We start from the raw sequence: 22,378 nt of genomic DNA on the forward strand, positions 1-22,378 counted from the left end.
TACAAACGTTATGATCAATAGCGAAACATAATTTCCTAAACCCGCCCCTACTCAAAACTAGATTCCTTTGAGCAAAGGGTCAACGCTCAACACTCCCTCTGGATACCGTTAACTATCAAAATCAGGTCAAACTATGAAGTGGGCTAGTCAAATTTTTCGGCTAAAGATTCGGTCTAGTTTGAGATGGTATGCTTCCTCTGTGATACTGTTTGGGCTAACCCTGTTTCTCGTCACCACTGTATTACCCGGAATTTCATATCCAGTTGAATCTTTACACGTTAGTGGAGACAAGGTAGAGGACAGAGGGCAGAGGGCAGAAGGGCATATTGCCCAAACCGATAAAATCTTACACCTTGGGGATAACACCAGGCGCTTAAAACGCCAATCCCCAAATGCCAAAATTGCCAATTCCCCAACCCCTCTAGAACAAGGGATTGCTGCCTTTGAAGCGGGACGTTTTGCTGATGCAGCACAACTGTGGCAACAAGCCGCCCAAGAGTATGAAGCAAAGAGCGATCGCCTAAATCAAGCCCTAAGTTTAAGTTATCTCTCGCTAGCTTATCAAAACTTGGGACAAGTCCAAGACGCAGAACAGGCGATTAGCCAAAGTCTTGATCTGTTGCAACACCAAGACAATTGGGAATCAGGGGGTTTGGCGATTCTGGGTCAAGCCTTGAATACGCAGGGACGCCTACAACTTACCAAAGGACAAGCTGAAGCCGCCTTGGACACCTGGAAACAAGCCAGCGACGCTTACCGCCGTGCGGGTGATGAAACCGGAAAACTGGGAAGCCAAATTAACCAAGCCCAAGCCTTGCAAACCTTGGGACTCTATCGACGGGCGCAAACCCGCCTAGAACAGGCAAATCAACACCTCCAAGCCCAACCTGATTCCCTGCTAAAAGTTCAAGGATTGCAGAGTTTAGGAATTGCCCTGCAAGAGTTGGGTGATCCCAAAACGTCCCAAACCCTTTTAACTCAAAGTTTAGCGATCGCCCAAAAACTGAACCCAACTCCCGATACCAGTGCGATTCTGTTGAGCTTAGGAAATGTGGCGAGAGACTTACAAGAAGATGACAAAGCATTAGATTATTACCAGAAAGCCGCTAAAAATGCAACCGATTCACTGATCCAAATCAAAGCTCAATTGAACCAACTGAGTCTGTTGATCAATACGGAACAAGAAGACGCCGCGATCGCACTATTACCGCAAATCCAAGTTAGTCTCGCCACCCTATCCCCCAGTCGGGCGGCGGTTTATGCTCATGTCAATTTAGCAGATAGTCTGATGCGGATGAGCAGCGATGTAGAGACGTGCCATGGCACGTCTGGATGTCAATTGATGGGTTTAACCGATAACCTTACCCCAGAAACCGGAAGCGCTAAAGCGCTCACTACGAACGGCGCTAAAGCGCTCACTACGAACGGCGCGATCGCACAAATATTAGCCAAAGCCATTCAACAAGCCAGACAGATTCAAGACGCGAAAGCTGAATCCTACGCTTTGGGCGAGTTAGGCAAACTTTACGAACAGAAGCAGCAGTTAGCCGAGGCGCAAAAGCTGACGCAACAGGCGCTGAGTTTGGTTCAAGTCATTAATGCTGGTGATATTGCCTACTTATGGGAATGGCAACTGGGTCGTATTCTGGAAAAGCAGGGAAATATAAAGGATGCCGTCGCCGCTTATACCGTCGCCGTGGAAACCTTGCGATCGCTCCGCAGTGATTTGATTGCCCTGCCCAATTTACAATTTTACTTTCGAGAACGGGTTGAACCCGTCTATCGTCAACTGGTGGGATTACTCCTCAAATCTGATCCGTCTCAAAAAAACCTCCAAAAAGCCCGTGAGGTGATTGAATCCCTCCAGCTTGCTGAATTAGATAACTTTTTTCGCAACACCTGTATCCAGGCGCAATCCCAACAAATTGATCAGGTTGATCCCACGGCGGCAGTGATTTATCCGATTATTCTGCCAGATCGATTAGCTGTGATTCTATCATTGCCGGGACAACCCCTGCACCATTATCAAACCCAATTACCGGAAGCAGAAGTCAACAACGCCTTTGTCCAACTCCGCAAATTCCTCAATCCTGTTCTGTCAAACAAACAACGGTTACGCTATTCCCAAGACATTTACGACTGGCTGATTCGACCCATAGAAGCTGAATTAGCCGACAATGAGATTAAAACCCTCGTCTTTATCCTGGATGGGGCGTTGCGAAATCTGCCTATGGCAGCCCTTTATGATGGAGAACAGTATCTCATTGAAAAATATAGTGTCGCGGTTAGTCCCGGATTGCAACTGTTAGAACCGCGTGCATTAGACCGAGAACGGCTTCAGGCATTAATTGGTGGACTCAGCGAGGAACGTGGGGGGTTTTCTGCCTTACCGGGAGTTGAGTTGGAACTGAAAAAAATCTCGGATCAAGTACCGTCTGAGATGCTGTTCAATCAGGAGTTTACCACAACCACACTTAAGCAGGAAATTAGTGATGTTCCTTTCCCCATAGTTCACCTAGCTACTCATGGTCAGTTTAGTTCCGAGGTGGAAGATACGTTTATCTTGACCTGGGAGGGGCCAGTTAATGTCAATGATTTGGATCAACTACTGCAAGTTCGAGAACGAGAGGATAACCAACCGATTGAATTACTGGTTCTCAGTGCTTGCCAAACCGCAACCGGGGATCAACGAGCCGCCTTGGGATTAGCAGGTGTTGCTGTACGTTCCGGCGCTCGCAGCACTCTGGCAACCCTGTGGTCAGTTCGCGACGAATCAACGGCTCAACTTATGGCTGAGTTTTACCAATACCTGACTCAAGCTGAAAACAGCAAAGCGGAATCTCTGCGTCAGGCACAGCTTTCTATCTTGAAAAATCCTAAGTACGAGCATCCTTATTACTGGGCACCGTTTGTTTTAGTAGGTAATTGGTTATAGTCGAACAAAATTCAACGCAACGGGACAGTTGAGATTAGGAAGGAACAGCCCTGTTGAAAGCTCTGCTGTTTCCATCAAGATTTATCGCTATTTTTTTACTCTGATGAAAAAATATTTAGGGGCGGCTGAATAAGTCTTGTGGTGGGGGAAGAGAGCCGGGGTAGCAGGGGGAGCAGAGGGAGCAGGGGTAGCAATGGTACATTTTCCCTGATAGTGGTGCAAGGATATGAAAGGGTTTGACCTTTTTTCCTTGAAGAAGAGCAAATATCAATGCCACTCAAAGCCTTGATAGTTAATGGTTTCGGCTTTATGCAGCAAGCCATAGTTAGTCGATAAAATATTTCTGTAACAAACGATACTTTTTATCAGCTTTGCTAACATCCCCAGCTTCCAGACGCGCTATGGCGCGTCTCTACTCCGTCTGAATCAGGACTCTCATTAGGATGCAAGTGCAACTGAAATCTTGCGCTCTAGGGAGTAAATCGGTTTATTGCGAGTCATCATAAATTTTCTCAATTTTTACTCCTATGGGTTGAGTAAAATCTAGGGGTGAAGACTGGCTATTATAAACAAAATTGTTTAATATTAATAGTGTCATTAGCCAAGGCATTTACTGTTCAAGAGGATTATGCTCATGACTTGGCAACATTACTACACTTATATTAGCTTCTTTGTCCTCAGTCTGTTGTGGAACATCCTGCCGATTGAGGGGCTACCCGTGCAGGCGCAAGAGGTTATGCCGGGTAGAACGTTAGCCAGTCGGTCGATGGTGACGGTAAGTTTCACACCGCCATCAACGGGTGAGCCACTCTTACCCAACAATAGACAAGGAGGAGGAACTCGTGATGGTGGATGTCCTCAAGACGCCAAGGCACTTGACCCAAGGATTACCCCTGTAATGCCCACGACTCGCCAAGGATTGACCGTTGCAGAGCGCCCGACATTTTTTGTTTACGTCCCTAAAACCACAGCAAAGCAGGCACTCTTTGTGCTTAAGGACGAAAATGAGGATTATTATTACGAAACAACCTTGCCCATGCCCAAACAAGCAGGGATTCTGCGCCTAAAGCTCCCCGATGAAGCATCCAAGCTAGAAGTTGGTAAAACGTATCATTGGTCATTTCTGATGATTTGTGGCGCACAAGTTACGCCCGATAGTCCCGGAGTCCAAGGCGTGATTAAACGGATTAAGCCGAATGGAACATTAAATCAGCTAGACGGAGAACCTTTGCTGGAACAGGCTCTCCAGTATGGGGCAAATGGCATTTGGTTCGATACTCTAACAACCCTGGCTCAACTTAGACAATCTAATCCACAGGATTCCTCCTTTCAAGTGGCTTGGGCAGACTTATTGAAATCGGTGGGACTCGACGCGATCGCGACTCAGCCCTTGGTTAATTGATATCAGTTTGTGGGGGCGCTCTTTAATGATTTAAATAATACAGTCCCCTTTCTGAGATTAACGATTGAGACTGGGGCGAGTCGAGACAGGTTAATTCTTACCCTCCACATTTATGCAGCGACTCGCCCCTACAACCCCTGCTTTCCAGACGCTTCTGGATCGCATCTCTACAGGCTTCCTCTGCTTCCCCGAGTCTCTACTCGGTTACCAAATCTGTACTCATGTCATTATCCCCCCAAGATAAATCCTTAAGACACCTAATTGCCGATACAATTGTGGCGACACCAAATCGGCGTATTTCATTTGCCGAATATATGGATTTAGTCCTCTATCATCCCCAACAGGGATATTATGCTACGGGTGCAGTTAATATTGGCTCTGAAGGAGACTTTTTTACCTCGTCCCATCTGGGTCATGATTTTGGTGAGTTACTGGCAGAACAGTTCGCCCAAATCTGGGAGATTCTGGAATACCCCGAACCCTTTACATTGGTGGAAATGGGGGCGGGTCAAGGATTGGTTGCGGCTGATGTTTTGAATTATTTATATCGACAGTATCCAGACTGTTTTGCGGCGTTAGACTATATCATTGTCGAAAAAGCAGCGGGATTGATCAGTAAACAACAGCAAGTTTTAACCCAGTTGAATCTACCGGGTTTACCGTTACGCTGGTGTACCTTTGATGAAATACCCGATAATTCAATTATCGGGTGTTGTTTTTCTAATGAACTCGTGGATGCCTTTCCAGTGCATCAAGTTGTGCTGGAAAAGGGAAAGCTTCGGGAAGTGTATGTGACAACGGTAACGACAGAAGGAGATGAGATTCATTTTGGCGAAGTTACCAATGATAGTTCTACACCTCAGTTAAACGAGTATTTTCAATGGATAGGAATTGATTTATATTCAGGTGCGTATCCAGATGGCTATCGAACTGAAGTGAATTTGGCAGCGTTGGATTGGATGGAGACGATTACCAATAAGCTACAACGAGGATTTTTGCTCACGATTGACTATGGGTATTCTGCCGATCGCTATTATTTACCCGTCCGACATCAGGGAACATTAAAATGCTATTATCGTCACCGCCATCATGATAATCCTTATGTAAATGTTGGGCAACAAGATATTACCGCTCATGTGAATTTTACGGCGTTGGAACGGCAAGGAGAATTGTCTGGATTACAAACCGTAGAATTGACTAAACAAGGGTTGTTTTTAATGGCATTAGGATTAGGCGATCGCATCTCAGCACTGTCAGGATTAGGAAGCCATCAGGGACAAGCGATGGCGGGGGCGCAGGATGTGATTAGAATTATGCAGCGTCGGGATGCTTTACATCAACTGATCGATCCTACGGGATTGGGCGGTTTTACTGTGCTAGTGCAGTGTAAAGGGTTGAGTCTAGAAAAAGCGCGATCGCTCAAAGGATTAATGATTCCGCCAATGGTTTAATTTGTCATTCGTTATTTGTCATTTGTCATACTCGCTTTCATCGAGAAGCAAGCTACATCATTCGTCATTTGTCACCGAAATACCCTTTGATTATTCTCCGCGCCGATGAGCCATTTTAGGAGTGAAATCAACTCACCATTAAGTCACAAAACCCCCTTAGAACTGGGAATCATTTCAGCGCGACGGGGATCAATTTCTGTTGCCATACGGACCGATCGCGCAAAGGCTTTAAATGTGGCTTCGATAATATGATGAGAATTAATTCCATCCAGTTGGCGGATGTGCAACGTCATTTGGCTATGGTTCACCAATGCGACAAAGAATTCCCGCACCAGTTGCGTGTCATAGGTGCCAACCCGTTGAGTGGGAATCTCCAAGCCATAGCTTAAATGAGGACGCCCCGAAAAATCCAGTGCCACTTGGACTAATGCCTCATCTAAGGGTGCGATAAAATGACCAAAACGGACAATCCCTTTGCGATCGCTTAATGCTTGAGCAAACGCCTGTCCCAGTGTAATGCCCACGTCTTCATTGGTATGGTGATCGTCAATTTCGATATCACCCGTGGCTTTCACGTCTAAATCAATTAACCCATGAGAGGATAGCTGATGCAACATGTGATCCAAAAAGGGGATACCTGTGTCCGCACGACAGGTTCCTGTACCATTGAAATTCAGGCTAACCTGGACATCGGTTTCACCCGTGGTACGTCTCACGGTTGCTGTCCGGGCGGGGAATAGAGGACGTTGAGAGTGGGAATTGATAGCTGTGCGATCGCTGGTTTGCATAGTCGCTTCTGATATGAGAACACCGTCTATTATTCTCTCACAGGAAAGAGCGGCAGGGTGGAAGCCCCTCTCCCTCTTCTTCCTGATCTCCCTTCTCCCAATCTCTTCCCTTAGTTACTAACCCAATTCACATGAGCGTGCTACAGTAACCCTAGACACTGGCAATAACGCCAACTTAATGAGAAGGAGAACACAACTATGCCAGATACTCAGGGTTTACTCCAGGCATTTGGTGAAGTCCACGATAATCCCATCTTACTGGAAGCCCTCTTGGGGGGTCTAGAGGTAGCATAGTAGGTCTCTACTCTCGGAGCGTCGTTATCTGATCTGACAGGAATCTGATCTGGCAGGAAGTTGAACCATGATTGGTGCTATTGAAGAACTACTAAATTTCCCAGGAACCACAGTTATTGGCTATCAGCTTATAGAAGGCTTTATTTGTCTTCATCTCAAATTATTAAGTTGGGATTCGGGCGGGTTTTGTTGTTTGGTTTGAGGTGGGTTTCTTGATTTTGTCCCTAAACCCGCCCCTACATATTATTAGGCATTTTCACGTTTAACCCTCTTCCCCATCTTCCCCCTGGGTGTTTGCAGTCAAAGCATCCGGGAAAGCGATCGCTTTCGTTGGGAACTGTATAGGAGAATCTATTGTGCTTTCCGATATCATGGTATCCCTAACCCCCAGCATTTACCCCCAGGTAACCCTACCCAACACCACTCCCATGGCTAGTGAACCCCTCGACTACCCGCTTCTCTTACTCACCCATCTAGTCTGTGCCGATCGCCAAATTCATCGGGAAGAGTCGAAACTCTTGCATGAATTGGCAGATCAAACTCAGGTGGGACAACAGACAATCCACGAAATGGAGAAAATTCTCGCCCAAGAGAAAACTCTCCTCCCTATCAAGGATATCGCCCAGCAAATCCCCCCCGAACAGCAACCCGAAGCGATGCAGCAACTCCTGGCGATCGCTTATGTCGATGGACTCTTTTCCCCCTTGGAACAGCAAATGATTGCCCAGGTGGCGCAGATTTGGCACTGGGATGCGACAGAGGTGGAACAGATGATCACTCAAGCCCAATCTCTGCAAGCTAATCGGGCAAGAGACAGGGATTCTCAAACCGAGAAACTCTCACTCAGCGCGATATTACTCATGGGTGCAGAGTCTATCTTATCCCGCACCTTAATCGCTAAACTTGCCACCTTCGCCCCCGAAACTCTGGGACGCCGCATTGTTCAATTGCAACGGCAAATCCTCTTAGCTGGACCCGACTACGAAGAAGCGGTACAACGCAATAGCATTATCGCTGGGGAAAATTATCGCTTCACTGAAACCGCACTCACGGATACTGAGTCTACGTTAATCGGCTTAAATCAAACCCTAAAACTCACCCTAGAAAACCTCCAGAAAACCATTCATCAGCAGCCGACGAACCCAACCACGCAAGAACTGATCAATCAATTCAACCAAACCCAACAAACCCTAGCCGCCGAGATTGGAGAAGAACTGGATAGTGTACGCGAATCCCTCTGGGCAAAACAACGCGCCCTGCACCATTTTAGTCTGGCGGTTATGGGGAAAACCAAAGTCGGGAAAAGTACCCTCCATGCGATTATTATTGGGGAAGGCTGGGAAGCAATTGGTAGTGGGGGACAACGGACGACTCGCTTTAATCGAGTGTATGATTGGAAAAATATTCGCATTATCGATACCCCCGGAATTGGCGCACCAGGGGGGAAAAGTGAAGAGGAAATTGTTGAAAGTGTGATTGAAGAATCGGATCTGATTTGCTATGTCGTCACCAATGACAGCATCCAAGAAACCGAGTTCCAATTCTTGCAGCAGTTAAAAGCCAAGGCAAAACCCTTAATTATGCTACTCAACCTGAAATATAATCTGCGTGATCCGCGTCGCTTAGACTATTTCTTAAAGAATCCCGATAAACTCTTTACGCTAGAAGGAAATAGTGGGATTGGCGGACATATTGATCGCATCCGTCGCTATGCCCAAAATCATTATGCCAACGACTATTTTGATATTATTCCCGTCATGCTGCTGGCGGCGCAAATGGCAAGCGAACCCGAACACCAAGCCAATCAGGAGAAACTGTTCAAAGCCAGTCGCATCCAGGACTTTTTAGACTCCATCCGCGAATCCCTAGTTAAGCATGGCGCGATTCGGCGATCGCAAACGCTTCTGGGTTCCACTGTAGGGACAATTGAACGCCCCTACCACTGGATGAGTCAGAAACGTCAAAGCTATCAACAATTGAGTGCGACTCTCACCCGTCAACGAGAAACCTTGCAGGCGCAAATCAAAACGGCGGGTAAGGATCATCTGGAATTCCTCCAGTATCAAATTGGCAGCATTTTCCAAGATATTTTCAATAGTTTACCCGATTTCGCTGAATCCAATTGGAACTTCAGTCAGGAAAGCTTAAGACAAAATTGGGACTATAAACTGCAAGCGCTGCAAATTGATGATCGCCTGCAACATGCCTATCAAACAACGGTGCAAAACTTTAATCGTGATGTAGAAATTGCTTTATCTGAACTGGGAACCGATTTACAATTAATGGCTTATAGTGGTGGGGATGATTTACGATTTTTCCCAAGTCCTGTTGATCTGTACAGTGATAATGCTGCACAAATTGGCGGGAGTTTCTTGAGACTCTCCCAAAGCCTGGTTACTCATTTTAGTCCCTCGGTGAACAAAACGGTGATGATGGGGGCAGTTGTGCTGAATAGCATTTTAGGCATTTTTACAACCCGCGAACAAAAACGCAACTTTGCCGTTCAACGGTTGTCTAAGTTATTAACGCCACAAATCCGAGCCAGTCAACGCAAAATTGAGGAACAAGCGGCTAATATTTTTCGCGAGTATTACCGCCATGCAGCCGGAAGTATTATTCGATATATTGAAGGACTGATTCAAGAGTTTGAGCTAATTTCAAAACAGTTTAATCAGCCTCAGCAACAACTCAGTAATACAATTAATCGACTTAATAGGGCGTATAGCAAGCGGATTGTTGATTGGTGTCAAAGCCACTATGAACCCTTGACTGAAGCCGGAATTAATAAAACAGTTACCCAAGTGAAACGGGAGTTTGGTAAACAGATTGATATTCAAACCAAATTTCAAGTCCGTTCTCATCTAGACAGCCAGGAAATTAATCGAATTTTGCAAGAAGATGTGTCGATGCATCGGCTTCAGTAGATGAGGGAGTAATGTAGAGACGTAGCATGCTACGTCTGGGAGCAGGGGGAGCAGGGGGAGATGGAGAAGATGGTGTAGGGGCGGGTTTCACTACTATCTTTTTGGTTACATCCAGATGTAACTAAACCCGCCCCGACTGTACATAAGACGAATGACATAAGACGAATGATAATCAACAAATGACGAATCAATTTAAATCAGCGGTTGTCGCGTCTAAGTTAACGACAGCTTGTATAAAGTTTGACAAATACTTGGCGAAAATAAATCGCACGCCTCTAACTGAAATTCGTCAAAAACTACGACAGGAACTTAATACCTATCGCCATCAGGGAATGCTGAGTGTTGTCGTAGTTGGACAATATGGCGCGGGGAAATCCACCCTAATTTCGGCGTTGACAGGGCGGCGAGATATTGCTATTCATTCCGATATTACAACTGATCAGATCACCCGTTATAATTGGCAGGGAATTGAACTCATCGATACCCCTGGACTCTTTACAGAACGGCAGGATCATGATGAAATAACCTATAGTGCGATCGCGAAGGCGGATTTGTTGATTTTCTGTCTCACTTCGATGCTGTTTGACGCAATAACAGTGGAAAATTTTAAGCAGTTAGCCTACCGCCAAGGTTATCGCTGGAAAATGATGCTGGTGATTAATAAAATGTCCGAGGAGGCGGGTGAGGAACGGGAAAAAAGGGCGAACTATCGCCGCAGTTTAGCTGAAGCTTTACATCCCTATAACCTGGATGAATTTCCCTTATGTTTTATCGATGCCAAAGACTACTGTGAAGGAATCGATTCTGGGGATAAATTTCTCAGAGACGTGAGTCGTTTTGCTACATTCATTGATACCTGGGATACCTTTGTCGAACAACGAGGGTATTTGACCCGCTTTGATACCCCGATTCGCATCGCTTTAAGCTGTGTAGATGACGCGCAGTTGCATATCAGTCGTACTACCCCCCAAGACACCATATTCTTAGAACTACTTACCCGCCTAACTCGTAGTCTACACCAAGAACGCGATCGCCTGCGGATTAAAATTCAGGGGATAATCCTGCGCCTATCCGCCGCGATTACTCAAGAAGGCGATATCCTGCAAGTAGCCTTGGGTAGTCAACTGAACTTTGAACAATTGACTCAGCGGACTGAACTGAATATTCAAAACCATTATGAACAAGCTGGTGAAAAAATAACCAATACTCTAAACGAGGCGATGATATCCCTACACCAAACTATCGTAACAATACTAAAAGGAAATCTGGTGCAAATTTTACTGGAATCGTGGGAACAGGCTAAACAGGATAATCACAATTCTGGTAACTCTAAAAAGGTACAACGCATCCATCATCAATTGCATTGGCTGAAAACCTTTAGGGATACCATTAAGGCAATGTCAGAAAACTATCCTCAAAATTTAGCCGAGTTTCAAGTTAAACCTTGGCAGTCGGTAGAAGCGATGACTCCAATTATCCATATTTCCCACTTCTTAAGTTCGGCAACGATCATTTTCTCGGAAAAACCTGAACCGGATACTGGGGAATACCCAGCGGATAGAGAAAAGCAAATGAACGATATTATCCGTTATATTACCAGTCAATTTCAGGCAATTGCTAAACATCTAGAGCATCAAATTAATGCTCAACTCTGGACGGTAGAACAACAAACCTATCGGAAACTTGAGCAACAGATTGGCGTCAGACGTCAGCAGGAACTAGACGCGATCGCGGGTTCTAACAAAGACGCAAAACAATTAGCTGAAATTCGTCGTGACTTTGAGCGAATTTTGCAGTATATTAGCAAGGCGACAGTCAATTCCTCGGCTTTCCCAGGAACGGGTGACGGCTGATAGGTATAACGTTGAATTAATTTTTATACAATAATTTACCTCATTTTTACGTAGATAAATTGGGGCAATTATCGCGGTTGGTTGTAGGGGCGAGTCGCTGCTCATCGTAGGCGGTGTTAGAATTAACCTGTCTCGACTCGCCCTTGTCTAAATGTAGGCGGTTAAGTTTAATTTTGTCGGATTAGTTCTGAACGGCTGCTATGGCATACAGCGATTTTTCATTGAATCAGGTCAAAAAGGTCTTTGGACTAACAGAACAAACTGTTCAGCTTTTCAGTAATGTTGCTACTTTAGAACCAAGTAACTGGCTAGAGGAAACCCTTAGCTATAGCCTTAAGTTAGCCCTGGCTTCGTCCAGTGAAAAAGCCCGATCAGAATTTATTATTGCCCCAATTTTAATTGAGCTAGAGCGACGAAATCCGAATAAACTATCCATCTATTCTGGCGAAAATCTCGATGTAGACGAGGAGCAGGGGTTGAAAGGAGAATGTGATTTTATCTTGGCTAAAAGTCCAATTTCTCTGACCATGCAGGCTCCGATTATTTCTTTGGTAGAAGCGAAAAAAGGCGATATCAAAGGCGGTTTAGGTCAGTGCATTGCTCAAATGTTGGGAGCGCAACGCTTCAATGAGCTAGAAGATAACTCAATTACTGGGATTTACGGCTGTGTGACTACTGGAGAAGACTGGCAATTTTTGAAGCTAGAGGGCAGTTGTGTTTTTGTGGATAACCATAGATATTATATTAATGAACGGGAAAAACTACTTGGTATTTTTCAATTTATTGTGGATAGTTACTAAACATTTTGACAACCGTAGGGGCGGGTTTAGGGAATCAATTTAGCTAGTCAGAACTAACTGAATAACGAAACCCGCCCTGCCTCACCAATAATACCAAATAATACCCAATCCGCGTTTATAACCCGCTTTTGCCACGGCGATTAAAGCGGAATGTGGGTTACCACAGAATAAACGGTTTTGACCTTTATGCTCACAAAAGCGAGATTGCTGACCGATTTGTCAGGCAACATCCGGTAATAAATGTTAATGTCGCATGGTTAATATGTAAAAATGTCATTTGTGTGCGGATTATGTATCCTAAGTAACGAGATGAATTGGGTAGTCCCCATAGATTATAGGGATGAAGGATGAGATAAGTAGGTCGGCACAATAAAAGGCGGGCGGTGGAGAACTCGCGTTCGCTCCAAGCAAGCTACGTCATTCGTCCTTTGTCAGGGGAAAGAGGTCTATTTACATCACTTAACATAGTTGAGTTTATTTCCACCAACCTACTTATGAGATCCTTAAGCCTGGAACATGAGCGCATATATTAATTGAAATGAATGGTTTTATTGAATGATTATGAATCAACCCAACTATCTTGGTAAAGTCTATTTAGTCGGCGCGGGTCCCGGAGATCCTGGATTATTTACCCTGAAAGGTAAAACCTTGTTAGAACATGCCGATGTGGTAATTTACGACGCTTTAGTCAGTGCGCCAATTTTGGCAATGATTAACCCCAAGGCGGAAAAAATTAATGGCGGAAAACGGCGTGGGCGTCATTCCTTACCCCAGGAACAAACGACACAGTTACTGATTGAAAAAGCCAAAACCAATGCCGTTGTCGTGCGTCTTAAAGGGGGTGATCCCTTTGTATTTGGGCGCGGTGGGGAAGAAATGGAGGATTTAATCCGGGCGGGTGTATCGGTGGAAGTGGTTCCGGGGATCACGTCGGGGATTGCCGCACCTGCTTATGTGGGAATTCCCCTAACCCATCGCCAGTATAGTTCATCCGTGACCTTTGTCACCGGACACGAAGCGGTGGGTAAGTATCGCCCTCAAGTTAATTGGCAGGCGATCGCCCAGGGAAGTGAAACGATTGTAATCTATATGGGGGTGCATAATCTGGGCAATATCGTGGCGCAAGTTATCGCGGCGGGACGTTCTCCAGACACCCCGGTGGCTTTGATTCGCTGGGGAACGACACCGCAGCAAGACTACTTGATTGGTACTCTGGACACCATTGTGCAGCAAGTGGACGCCACTGGATTTGAAGCCCCTGCGATCGCGGTTATTGGTGATGTGGTTAATCTACAGCAAATTTTGAGTTCCTGCAAACCTGTAATTCTTAGTTAGGATGAGTGAGTGAGAAATCGTTAATGACAAATGACGATCACCACCGTACCGTTAACTTCAATTGTCCCCACCTACTTAGATGGTCAATTCCGGGTCATCCACACCCAAAAATAGGTTAATGCGCTGGTGGGAGTCCCTAACTCCCCCATCACGATTATTAGTCATCGCTTTGGCTGCACCTTTGGCGGTGTTGAATGCATGGGCATTTTCGGAAATTTTCGCCTATTTTGAATCCCTACTTGTCACGGTGTTAGCGGCTTCCCTGTTAGCCTTCCTATTGAACTATCCGGTAAGCTGGTTAGAAACCCTGGGAATTAAGCGAGGATTAGCCGCGTTATTCGTATTTCTAGTGGCGCTGTTGCTGTTGTTTGCAATTGGCGTAACGTTATTTCCCCTAGTTATTACTCAAGCCCAACAATTGGTGAGTCGTTTACCCGAATGGTTCGATTCCGGGCGGCGTCAGTTAATCATGTTGGATCACAGGTTGGAAGATTTAAACTTGCCGATTAGCCTGGATGGTTTAATTATTCAAATCAATGACCGACTGAAGGGACAATTGCAAGTTATTGCGTCTAAAAGCTTGAATCTGACCCTAAATTTAGCTGTGTTTACAGTAACCAAGGTTTTGGATGTATTATTAATAATTATTTCCACATTCTATTTACTCCAGCATGGTCGGGAAGTCTGGCGTAGTTTAATTGAATGGTTACCCAATAAAGTACAGAGATCAGCGTCGAATACTCTACGCTTAAGCTTCCAAAACTATTTTATCGGGCAGATTATTATTGCTACTTGTATGGCGTCGGGGTTAATTTCGCTATTTATCTTACTCAAGGTTCCGTTTGGGTTGCTATTTGGGTTTACAATTGGAGTTATGGCACTGGTTCCCTTTGGTGGTTCTGTGGGGATAGCTTTAGTGACGCTACTTGTGGCTTTGCGAGATATTGGTTTAGGGGTTCAGGTATTAGCTGTGGCGGTGGTTTTTCAGCAACTTGTGGAAAATTTATTAGCGCCGAGAATTTTTGGCCGTGTTACGGGATTAAATCCGTTTTGGGTGTTTATTTCTCTGTTAATTGGTGTCCGGGTGGGAGGATTGTTGGGGGTGATTGTGGCGGTACCAACGGCTGTTGTGATTAAGGAGGCGTTGGTTGAAGTAAGAAAGGCGAGAAAGGATCGGAATACGGTAGTGACTCCATCGGCTGAGTTGGTTCAAGATGTGTAGGGGCGCACCGACATGCGCCCAGAAAACCTGCGCCCTACTGACGTGCATCCAGAAAGGCTATAGGTTCAAATCCGTTAGTCATTATATTTTTTTAACGCAGAGAACGCAGAGGTTTACGCAGAGAACGCAGAGGGGGTTAGTGGTGTATGGCAATCGGTTGTAAGTTTAAGGCTAAGGTTCCCTGACTACGAACGTAAGGTAAGATTTGATCAGAGTTTATGGGTTTTGCTGTGTCCTCTGAAATGCCATGTGCGATCGCATCGCCTAAACGATCGCTGATTCGGTTTATTCTGTTGGTTATTGTCGGCTTGGCTTTGGCGTTAGGGCTGGCGAATTGTGATACTCAGTCTCCCCAAACTAACGATACTTCCGCGATTCCGGCTGATACGCTGGTTTATGGTTCTGGTGGACAACCGGTGAACCTGGAACCGGGAAATATTACCGACGGCAATTCGATTGTTGTGCAGCATCAAATCTACAATACGCTGCTGAGTATTAAACCGGGAACCACGGAGTTAGAACCGGGGTTGGCGACGGAGTGGAGAGTATCTGAGGATGGGAAGACGTGGACGTTTAAGCTACGCGATGATGTTCAATTTCATGATGGTAGCGATTTTAATGCCGAAGCGGTAAGGTTTAATGTAGAGCGCTGGTGGAATCCCGACAGTGAGTTTGGCTATCGGGATGCAGGGAAAAATTATGAGATTTGGGCGAATTTGTTTGGCGGGTATAAGGGAAGTCCGGACTCAATTTTGCAAGATATTGTTGTCGCGGATGATAATACGATTGAGTTTATTCTTCAGCAACCGTTTGCCGCATTTCCGGCGGCGATAGCTTCGGGTTATTTTGGGATGGCCAGTCCCGATGCGATTCAACAAGCTGGGGCAGATTATGGTACTCCGGCATCCTTGGCAGTGGGTACGGGACCGTTTATATTTAAAGAATGGCGGACTGGCGATCGCATTGTTCTGGACAAGAATCCGAATTATTGGAAACCGGATTTACCCAAGTCTGATCAGTTAGTGATTCGCTTCATTACTGATCCGTCGGCACGGTTGGCACAATTACGGGCGGGTACGATTAATTTTACGGTAGATTTATCCCCGGATCAACTCCCTGAAATTGAAAATGATGCCAACCTAGACGCCGTATTTCGTCCTTCATTTAACGTCGGCTATTTGGCACTAAATCCCAGCTATGAACCCTTTTCTAAGGTAGAAGTCCGTCGTGCGATCGCGCAAGCTATTAACTCCTCAGAAATTGTCCCCGCCTTCTGGGGAGAATTGGGTCAACATGATAACCATTTTACCCCACCGTCTCTCTCGGAGTATCAGTCTGAGCAAATTATCAACTATTCCTACAATCCTCAACAAGCCCAACAACTGATTGCTGATGCAGGGTATCCCAATGGCTTTGACCTAGATTTGTGGTATATGCCCGTCAGTCGTCCCTATTTTCCCACACCCAAACCCATCGCGGAAGCGATAGCCGCTGAATTAAGTGCGATCGGAATTAATGTCAACTTACAAACCAAAGATTGGGCAGCCTATTTAGAGGATCGGCGAAAATCACCAGGATTTCAGGCTTTTATGTTGGGATGGACAGGGGATTATGGTGATCCTGATAACTTTTACTATGCTCATTTTGGTCCCGGCGCCACCGAGGATTTAGGCGGCTGGAAAAATGAGGAAATTCTCCAACTTTTAGAACAGGGAAGGGCGACAACTGATCAAGCCGAACGGACTCAAATTTATGCCCAAGTGGATGAAATTTTAGCCCAAGAAGCCGTCCGATTACCCATCGTTCACTCCCAACCCTTATTGGCAAAACGCAAAACCGTTACCGGGTGGACACCCAGTCCCTTAGGTTCAGAACCCTTTGAGACAATAAGCCAAGGTTTGTAGTTGCGCTTGTAGTTGCGCTGTCTTCGCCATTAAAAGTATAGCGTTGACCACAAACCCTTAATTCACTCAATCCCTATTACTCTTGTAGATTGACTTGAACGAAAAAGATGATTAAATTTTTGAGGAAATTATTGAATTCTCTGTGTCAATCTGTGTCTCTCACTATTCAGGCTTCTGTCTGCATCATCCCTTCTGTGTCATCTGTGTTTTTGTCAATACTGAGTCATAATTTTTATCTAAACTTAAAAAAAATATATGCATCCAACGAGACATGGGGGGTGAGGCGAAAACTATGAATTATACAAAGTTTTACGATTATTCAAGGGATTTAGCTGTGTCAAGATTAATTTTGCCCACAAAAAACCCACCATAAATAGTATACCTGAAAATCACACAACTCTCTCACAATCGCTGTAACCCCTGAAACTTCGTAGCGTTTTCCCAAAAAGAGGTAAAAAACGAGCAATTATGACGTTTTGTTGAGACGAGACTCTGATTGAAAAAATTAAACCGTTCTGGGGGAAAGAATAGTTTAACTTATTATAAGTTGACAAATTGAGGTGAAACGACATTGAGTCAAGGGGAAGGAAATGTCAGTAGTAAAGGAGGAAGAAATAGCCAAGTGGTATCTAGTGAAGAGTAGTTATCAAAAGAAGGCAAGAGCAATGGTTAGTCGATACAGTATCGTTCAATACGTTCCCAATCCGATTGCTGATGAGCGGATCAATATTGGTGTGCTTGCCTTTGATGATAATCGGGTGTGTGTTCGATTTCTAAGCAATTGGGAACGGGTAAAACGCTTTGGAACGGAAGATATTCATTTCCTCAAAGATTTCGCGAGTCGCATGGAGGATGCGGCTGCTGATGGATTATTGTTTCCGGGAGATTCGCCGAATGAGACTCCCAAGCAGGAACGTTTAATCAGAGTCGCTCAGAATTGGTTTAATAGCATTCAGTTGACTGAACCGCGTGGTTCTCTAGACGATGTAGAAAGCCTTTTAGCTGATATTGCTGATACCTGTTTGCTTGAGCAACCGGAGAAGCCAAAGCCGCGCGATCGCGCTTTTGCGGTGCAAGTGACTAGGAGGAAAATTAAGAATATTCTTGGAGATAGAGCAAAAGATCTAGTCAAAAAAAATTATTCATTGTCGGGGCATTTTGAAAAACATGAATTTGATGTTGTCGTTGCTAATGGAAAACCTTATTTTGCCGCTCAAGGTATTTCCTTTGAAGTTCAAGTCAAGGCAGATCTTCAAAATTCAATTGCTTGGAAGATTTCTGACGTCAAGGAACATCAACCTGATTTCCCTTTAGCTATTGTGACATTACCACCTAACCCAAAATATCCTGCCTATAAAAGAACTTATCAAAAAGTAACTTCAATGTATTCTGAACTTGGCGCAGATATTTTAACAGAAGATAAAATTGAGCCTTGGGTAAAGGATCACCTTAAGCCTATAGACACTACAACGATGGAGCTTATATGAGAAAATAAAAGGATGCTTCGTTTTTTTTTTGGCACGGAAGGAGGACAATTCAAAGCCTCTCTCCTTGCAGGAGAGAGGTTTGGAGAGAGGTTTTCTAGATTCCGGCAACCGAACAGTTTACTCGGCAATTGGGTCTTATACCAAGTTGCAGTCTAAGATAGAATTTGTCATGCTGAGCGTAACGGAGTGTAGCGAAGCATCTATCCAGATTCTTCGCTTCGTTCAGAATGACATATTAGAACACAACTCGGTATCAAAGCCTCTCAAGAGCAGGAGAGAGGTTTGGAGAGAGGTTTTCTAAATTCCGGCGAACCGAACAGTTTACTCGGCAATTGGGTCTTATACCAAGTTGCAGTCTAAGATAGAATTTGTCATGCTGAGCGTAACGGAGTGTAGCGAAGCATCTATCCAGATTCTTCGCTTCGCTCAGAATGACATATTAGAACACAACTCGGTATTATCGCTGCTGGGGAAAACTTGAAGGCGAATAACGGGGAAGATTCCCATTGGAGAATTTATCGGTTAAGGTAGTAGAGGTGGAAAGCTGCGAGAGACTAGCTTGAGTTGTGCCAAGTTAAGAGATGCTGTAATCCTTTTCCGGTGGCTTTGAGTGAGGACGAGATAGAATGACGGATAGATCAGAATTACTCGAAATTATTGAGAAGGCAGCCCGTGAAGGAGTAACCGAGCTGGATTTGTCGGGAAAAGGTATTACAGAGATACCGGAATGTATTGGTCAATTGACTAACCTTCAAGAGCTGGATTTAAGGGAAAATCAAATAACAGAGATACCGGAATGTATCGGTCAATTAACTAACCTGAAAAAGCTGATTATAGGGAAAAATAAAATAACAGAAATTCCGGGATGCATTAGTCAATTAACTAACCTACGGTTTCTGGGTTTATGGGAAAATCAAATAACAGAGATACCGGAATTTATCGGTCAATTAACCAACCTAAAAAAGCTAAGCTTGTCAGCAAATCAAATAACAGAGATACCGAAATTTATTGGTTATTTAAATAACTTGCAATTGCTGGGTTTGTCGAGGAATCAAATAACAGAGATACCGGAATGTATCAGTCAATTGACTAATCTTCAAAATCTTTATTTACATGACAATAAGATAACAGAGATACCGGAATGTATCGGTCAATTGACTAACCTTCAAAATCTGGTTTTAATCGGAAATCAAATAACAGAGATACCGGAATTCATCGGCAAATTAACTAACCTTCAAAATCTGGGTTTAACCGGAAATCAAATAACAGAGATACCGGAATTCATCGGCAAATTAACTAATCTTCAATTGCTGTATTTTGGGGGAAATCAAATAACAGAGATGCCCGAATGTATCGGTCAGCTAAATAACCTTCAGATTCTGAATTTATGGAAAAATCAAATAACAGAGATGCCCGAATGTATCGGTCAGCTAAATAACCTTCAGATTCTGAATTTATGGAAAAATCAAATAACAGAGATACCCGAATGTATCGGTCAGCTAAATAACCTTCAGGAGCTGGATTTAGATGATAATAAAATAACTGAAATACCCGAATGTATCGGTCAATTAATTAACCTTCAAGAGCTTTCTTTAACGGAAAACCAAATAACAGAGATACCGGAATGTATCGGTCAATTAACTAACCTACAAAAGCTGATTTTAGACAATAATCCCCTTAACCCTGTTGTAAGAAGTGCATATCAAAGTGGACTAGACGAACTAAAAGCATATTTAAAAAGTATACAAGAACCCGAACAACGTGAAGAGTTTTACGAAGCGAAATTAGTTTTAGTCGGTGAAGGCGGAGTAGGAAAAACCACCCTGCTGAAAGCACTAACAGGTAAAGACCCTCAAACCAATGAAGCAACCACTCATGGCGTTGACATTGCCATTCAAGCGCTCCATCTACCCCATCCCCAAAAAGAAAACGTTGAAATTAAGCTGAATGCTTGGGACTTTGGCGGTCAAGAAGTCTATCGCGTCACCCACCAATTTTTCTTTAGTAAACGTTCCGTCTACTTACTCGTTTGGGAACCGCGCCGAGGTGTGCAGCAATGTCAAGTGGAAGACTGGCTAAAACTACTACGGCTGCGAGTTGGCGATGAGGCGCGTGTGATTATTATTTCTACCTATTGCCAATCCGGTCAACATATTGCCCGCATCGATAAACCTGTCCTAAAACGTGATTTTGGTGACATGATTGTAGACTTCCATGAAGTCGATAGTTTAGTCGATGACCCCGCTACTGGGGAAAAAGTGGGTATTGCCCAACTCAAACAAATCATGGCTGAAACCGCTCAAAACTTTGACCAAATGGGAGTGGTACTCAATAAAGCGTGGCGAGAGTCACGGGATGAACTCTTAGCAATTAATCAACCTCGGATTTCCTACACGGAATTTACCACAGTCTGTTCAACTCATGGTTTAAATGATATTGCCACAAAAACCTTAGCTGACCTAATGCATGATTTAGGGTATATCGTTTACTACAGTGAGGATGAACGGTTACAGGATGATGTCGTATTACAGCCAGAATGGTTAACTAAAGCCATTGGTTTTGTGCTAGAAGACCGCACAACTCAAAACATGGATGGTATCTTATCGGATAACCGCTTACTAGAGGTATGGTGGGACAATCCAGCCGATGGTAAAACCCGCTACCCATCAGAATTGTATCCCTTCTTCCTGCGACTGATGGAAAAATACGATGTCTCCTACCGTTTGGAAGATGGAACCGCCAGTATAGTCGCGCAACACGTCCCCCAAATTCGTCCCCATCTCCCCTGGCTACCCGAAGAGGAACCCGCGAACAATCGGCGGCGAATTGCTACCGTTTGTGTGATGGAAGAATCACCACCGGGACTCATTCCCTGGATGATTGTTCGCACCCATGACTATATTTATCAACGCCATGAACCAGATGGGAAAACCCATCGATTACACTGGCAAAAGGGGATGTTCCTGCGGAATAAAACCCATGGTGAGGCAATGCTGGAATTGCGAGACAGAGAACTTCATCTGTATACTGAGGCGGTGTGGCCCGAATACTTTACCAATATCCTTCAGCAAACCCTACAAAAGCTGATTTCTGATACTTGGCCCGGATTAGCCGGACGGTATTATTTTGCCGTTCCTTGTCCTACCAAAAACCAAGGGAAAGCCTGTATGGGACGATTTGAAATTGGTGCATTACGCCAGTTTCTGGAGGAAGGGGATACTCACTATCCCTGTCAGTTTTGTCGCACCCGCCACAAAATAGTTGATTTACTCTTCGGTTTAGAAGAGGAAGATACTAGGGAACAATTGAGTCGCATTGAAGTTAAAGTTGAGCGCGGCTTTACCGAAATTCAGCAGAATCTCCAGGAATTTGAAAGCCGCATCGCCAACTATGTGATGGGAATTATGCAAGCCGTCGCCAGCGAATCCAAACGGGGATCGCGACTATTTACCCTGGAACCGAGGGAGGGGAACTGGCGACGGTTGACGAGTAAAAAGTATCGGCTACATTTGTGGTGTGAGGAACCGAATTGTCAGCATCCTGTCCATGATATCGATAAGGGAATTTATGAGTTTAAAGCGCCGCGTGAATGGGTAGAAAAAATCGCTCCCTACGCTAATTTAATTGCGGGAGTGTTGAAAACCTTAACCCCAATTACTGCGCCTGCTGCGAATATGTTTTTTGGCGAAGACTTCATGAAAGTCAGTAATATTCAATATAAATTGGAGATAATGAAGGAATTAACCAATACGATTCTCAGCGAGGATAAACTCCTGATTGATGGAACCGCCGGGATGCGCGATGGCTTACTTAGTCAAGCAGAACGTTCGGGAATATTGGCATTACATTCTTTCTTAGATGAGGAAGACCCCCATCATCAACGGTTGGGACTGAAGCGACTTCCAACTTATACCGGGGACTACCTTTGGTTATGTGAAAAACACTATCAGAATCGTCAGTCGAAAATGCCGCAGTTCTAGCTT

Annotated in this window: 12 protein-coding genes; 11 read left to right on the forward strand and 1 reads right to left on the reverse strand. The window is 44.6% G+C overall.

What is annotated here, in order from left to right:
- The first annotated feature begins 133 nt into the window (after positions 1–133).
- From MC7420_RS05130 to MC7420_RS05140, 3 genes are all read left to right on the forward strand, one after another.
- Entirely contained in the window at positions 134–2,935 is a 2,802-nt protein-coding gene (locus tag MC7420_RS05130; protein ID WP_006098922.1) for a CHAT domain-containing protein, read from the forward strand.
- Positions 2,936–3,569: 634 nt separating this feature from the next.
- Positions 3,570–4,337 (forward strand): DUF928 domain-containing protein, encoded by a 768-nt coding sequence (locus MC7420_RS05135; RefSeq protein WP_044205161.1) that lies wholly within the window; start codon positions 3,570–3,572, stop codon positions 4,335–4,337.
- Positions 4,338–4,558: 221 nt separating this feature from the next.
- The gene (locus MC7420_RS05140) at positions 4,559–5,788 is read left to right on the forward strand and encodes a class I SAM-dependent methyltransferase (protein ID WP_006099094.1); all 1,230 of its coding nucleotides are present in this window, start codon (positions 4,559–4,561) and stop codon (positions 5,786–5,788) included.
- Between the two features lie 143 nt (positions 5,789–5,931).
- Here the strand turns inward: MC7420_RS05140 and hisB are convergent, their stop codons facing one another.
- The gene (gene hisB / locus MC7420_RS05145) at positions 5,932–6,576 is read right to left on the reverse strand and encodes an imidazoleglycerol-phosphate dehydratase HisB (protein WP_006099045.1); all 645 of its coding nucleotides are present in this window, start codon (positions 6,574–6,576) and stop codon (positions 5,932–5,934) included.
- 650 nt (positions 6,577–7,226) lie between these two features.
- Here hisB and MC7420_RS05150 point away from each other — a divergent pair.
- The 8 genes from MC7420_RS05150 to MC7420_RS34875 all read left to right on the forward strand — a co-directional run bounded on the left by MC7420_RS05150 (position 7,227) and on the right by MC7420_RS34875 (position 22,375).
- A complete protein-coding gene (locus MC7420_RS05150; protein WP_006099064.1) occupies positions 7,227–9,794 on the forward strand; it encodes a GTPase in 2,568 nt (855 codons plus the stop codon).
- Positions 9,795–9,973: 179 nt separating this feature from the next.
- A complete protein-coding gene (locus tag MC7420_RS05155; protein ID WP_006098892.1) occupies positions 9,974–11,647 on the forward strand; it encodes a GTPase in 1,674 nt (557 codons plus the stop codon).
- A gap of 200 nt (positions 11,648–11,847) precedes the next feature.
- The gene (locus MC7420_RS05160) at positions 11,848–12,447 is read left to right on the forward strand and encodes a hypothetical protein (protein ID WP_006098926.1); all 600 of its coding nucleotides are present in this window, start codon (positions 11,848–11,850) and stop codon (positions 12,445–12,447) included.
- A gap of 561 nt (positions 12,448–13,008) precedes the next feature.
- Positions 13,009–13,782, forward strand: a complete 774-nt coding sequence (cobA, locus tag MC7420_RS05165) for a uroporphyrinogen-III C-methyltransferase (protein WP_006099113.1) — start codon at positions 13,009–13,011, stop codon at positions 13,780–13,782.
- Between the two features lie 79 nt (positions 13,783–13,861).
- A complete protein-coding gene (locus tag MC7420_RS05170; RefSeq protein ID WP_044205164.1) occupies positions 13,862–15,004 on the forward strand; it encodes an AI-2E family transporter in 1,143 nt (380 codons plus the stop codon).
- 218 nt (positions 15,005–15,222) lie between these two features.
- The gene (locus tag MC7420_RS05175; protein WP_006098949.1) at positions 15,223–16,908 is read left to right on the forward strand and encodes an ABC transporter substrate-binding protein; all 1,686 of its coding nucleotides are present in this window, start codon (positions 15,223–15,225) and stop codon (positions 16,906–16,908) included.
- A 590-nt stretch (positions 16,909–17,498) separates the two neighbouring features.
- On the forward strand, positions 17,499–18,395 hold the full coding sequence (locus tag MC7420_RS05180; RefSeq protein ID WP_232231643.1) for a DUF3037 domain-containing protein: 897 nt from the start codon (positions 17,499–17,501) through the stop codon (positions 18,393–18,395).
- Between the two features lie 626 nt (positions 18,396–19,021).
- Positions 19,022–22,375, forward strand: coding sequence for a leucine-rich repeat domain-containing protein (locus MC7420_RS34875; protein WP_006099017.1), 3,354 nt, complete (start codon positions 19,022–19,024; stop codon positions 22,373–22,375).
- The last annotated feature ends 3 nt before the right edge of the window (positions 22,376–22,378 follow it).

The organism is Coleofasciculus chthonoplastes PCC 7420 (assembly GCF_000155555.1).
GTDB classification, from domain to species: Bacteria; Cyanobacteriota; Cyanobacteriia; order Cyanobacteriales; family Coleofasciculaceae; genus Coleofasciculus; species Coleofasciculus chthonoplastes_A.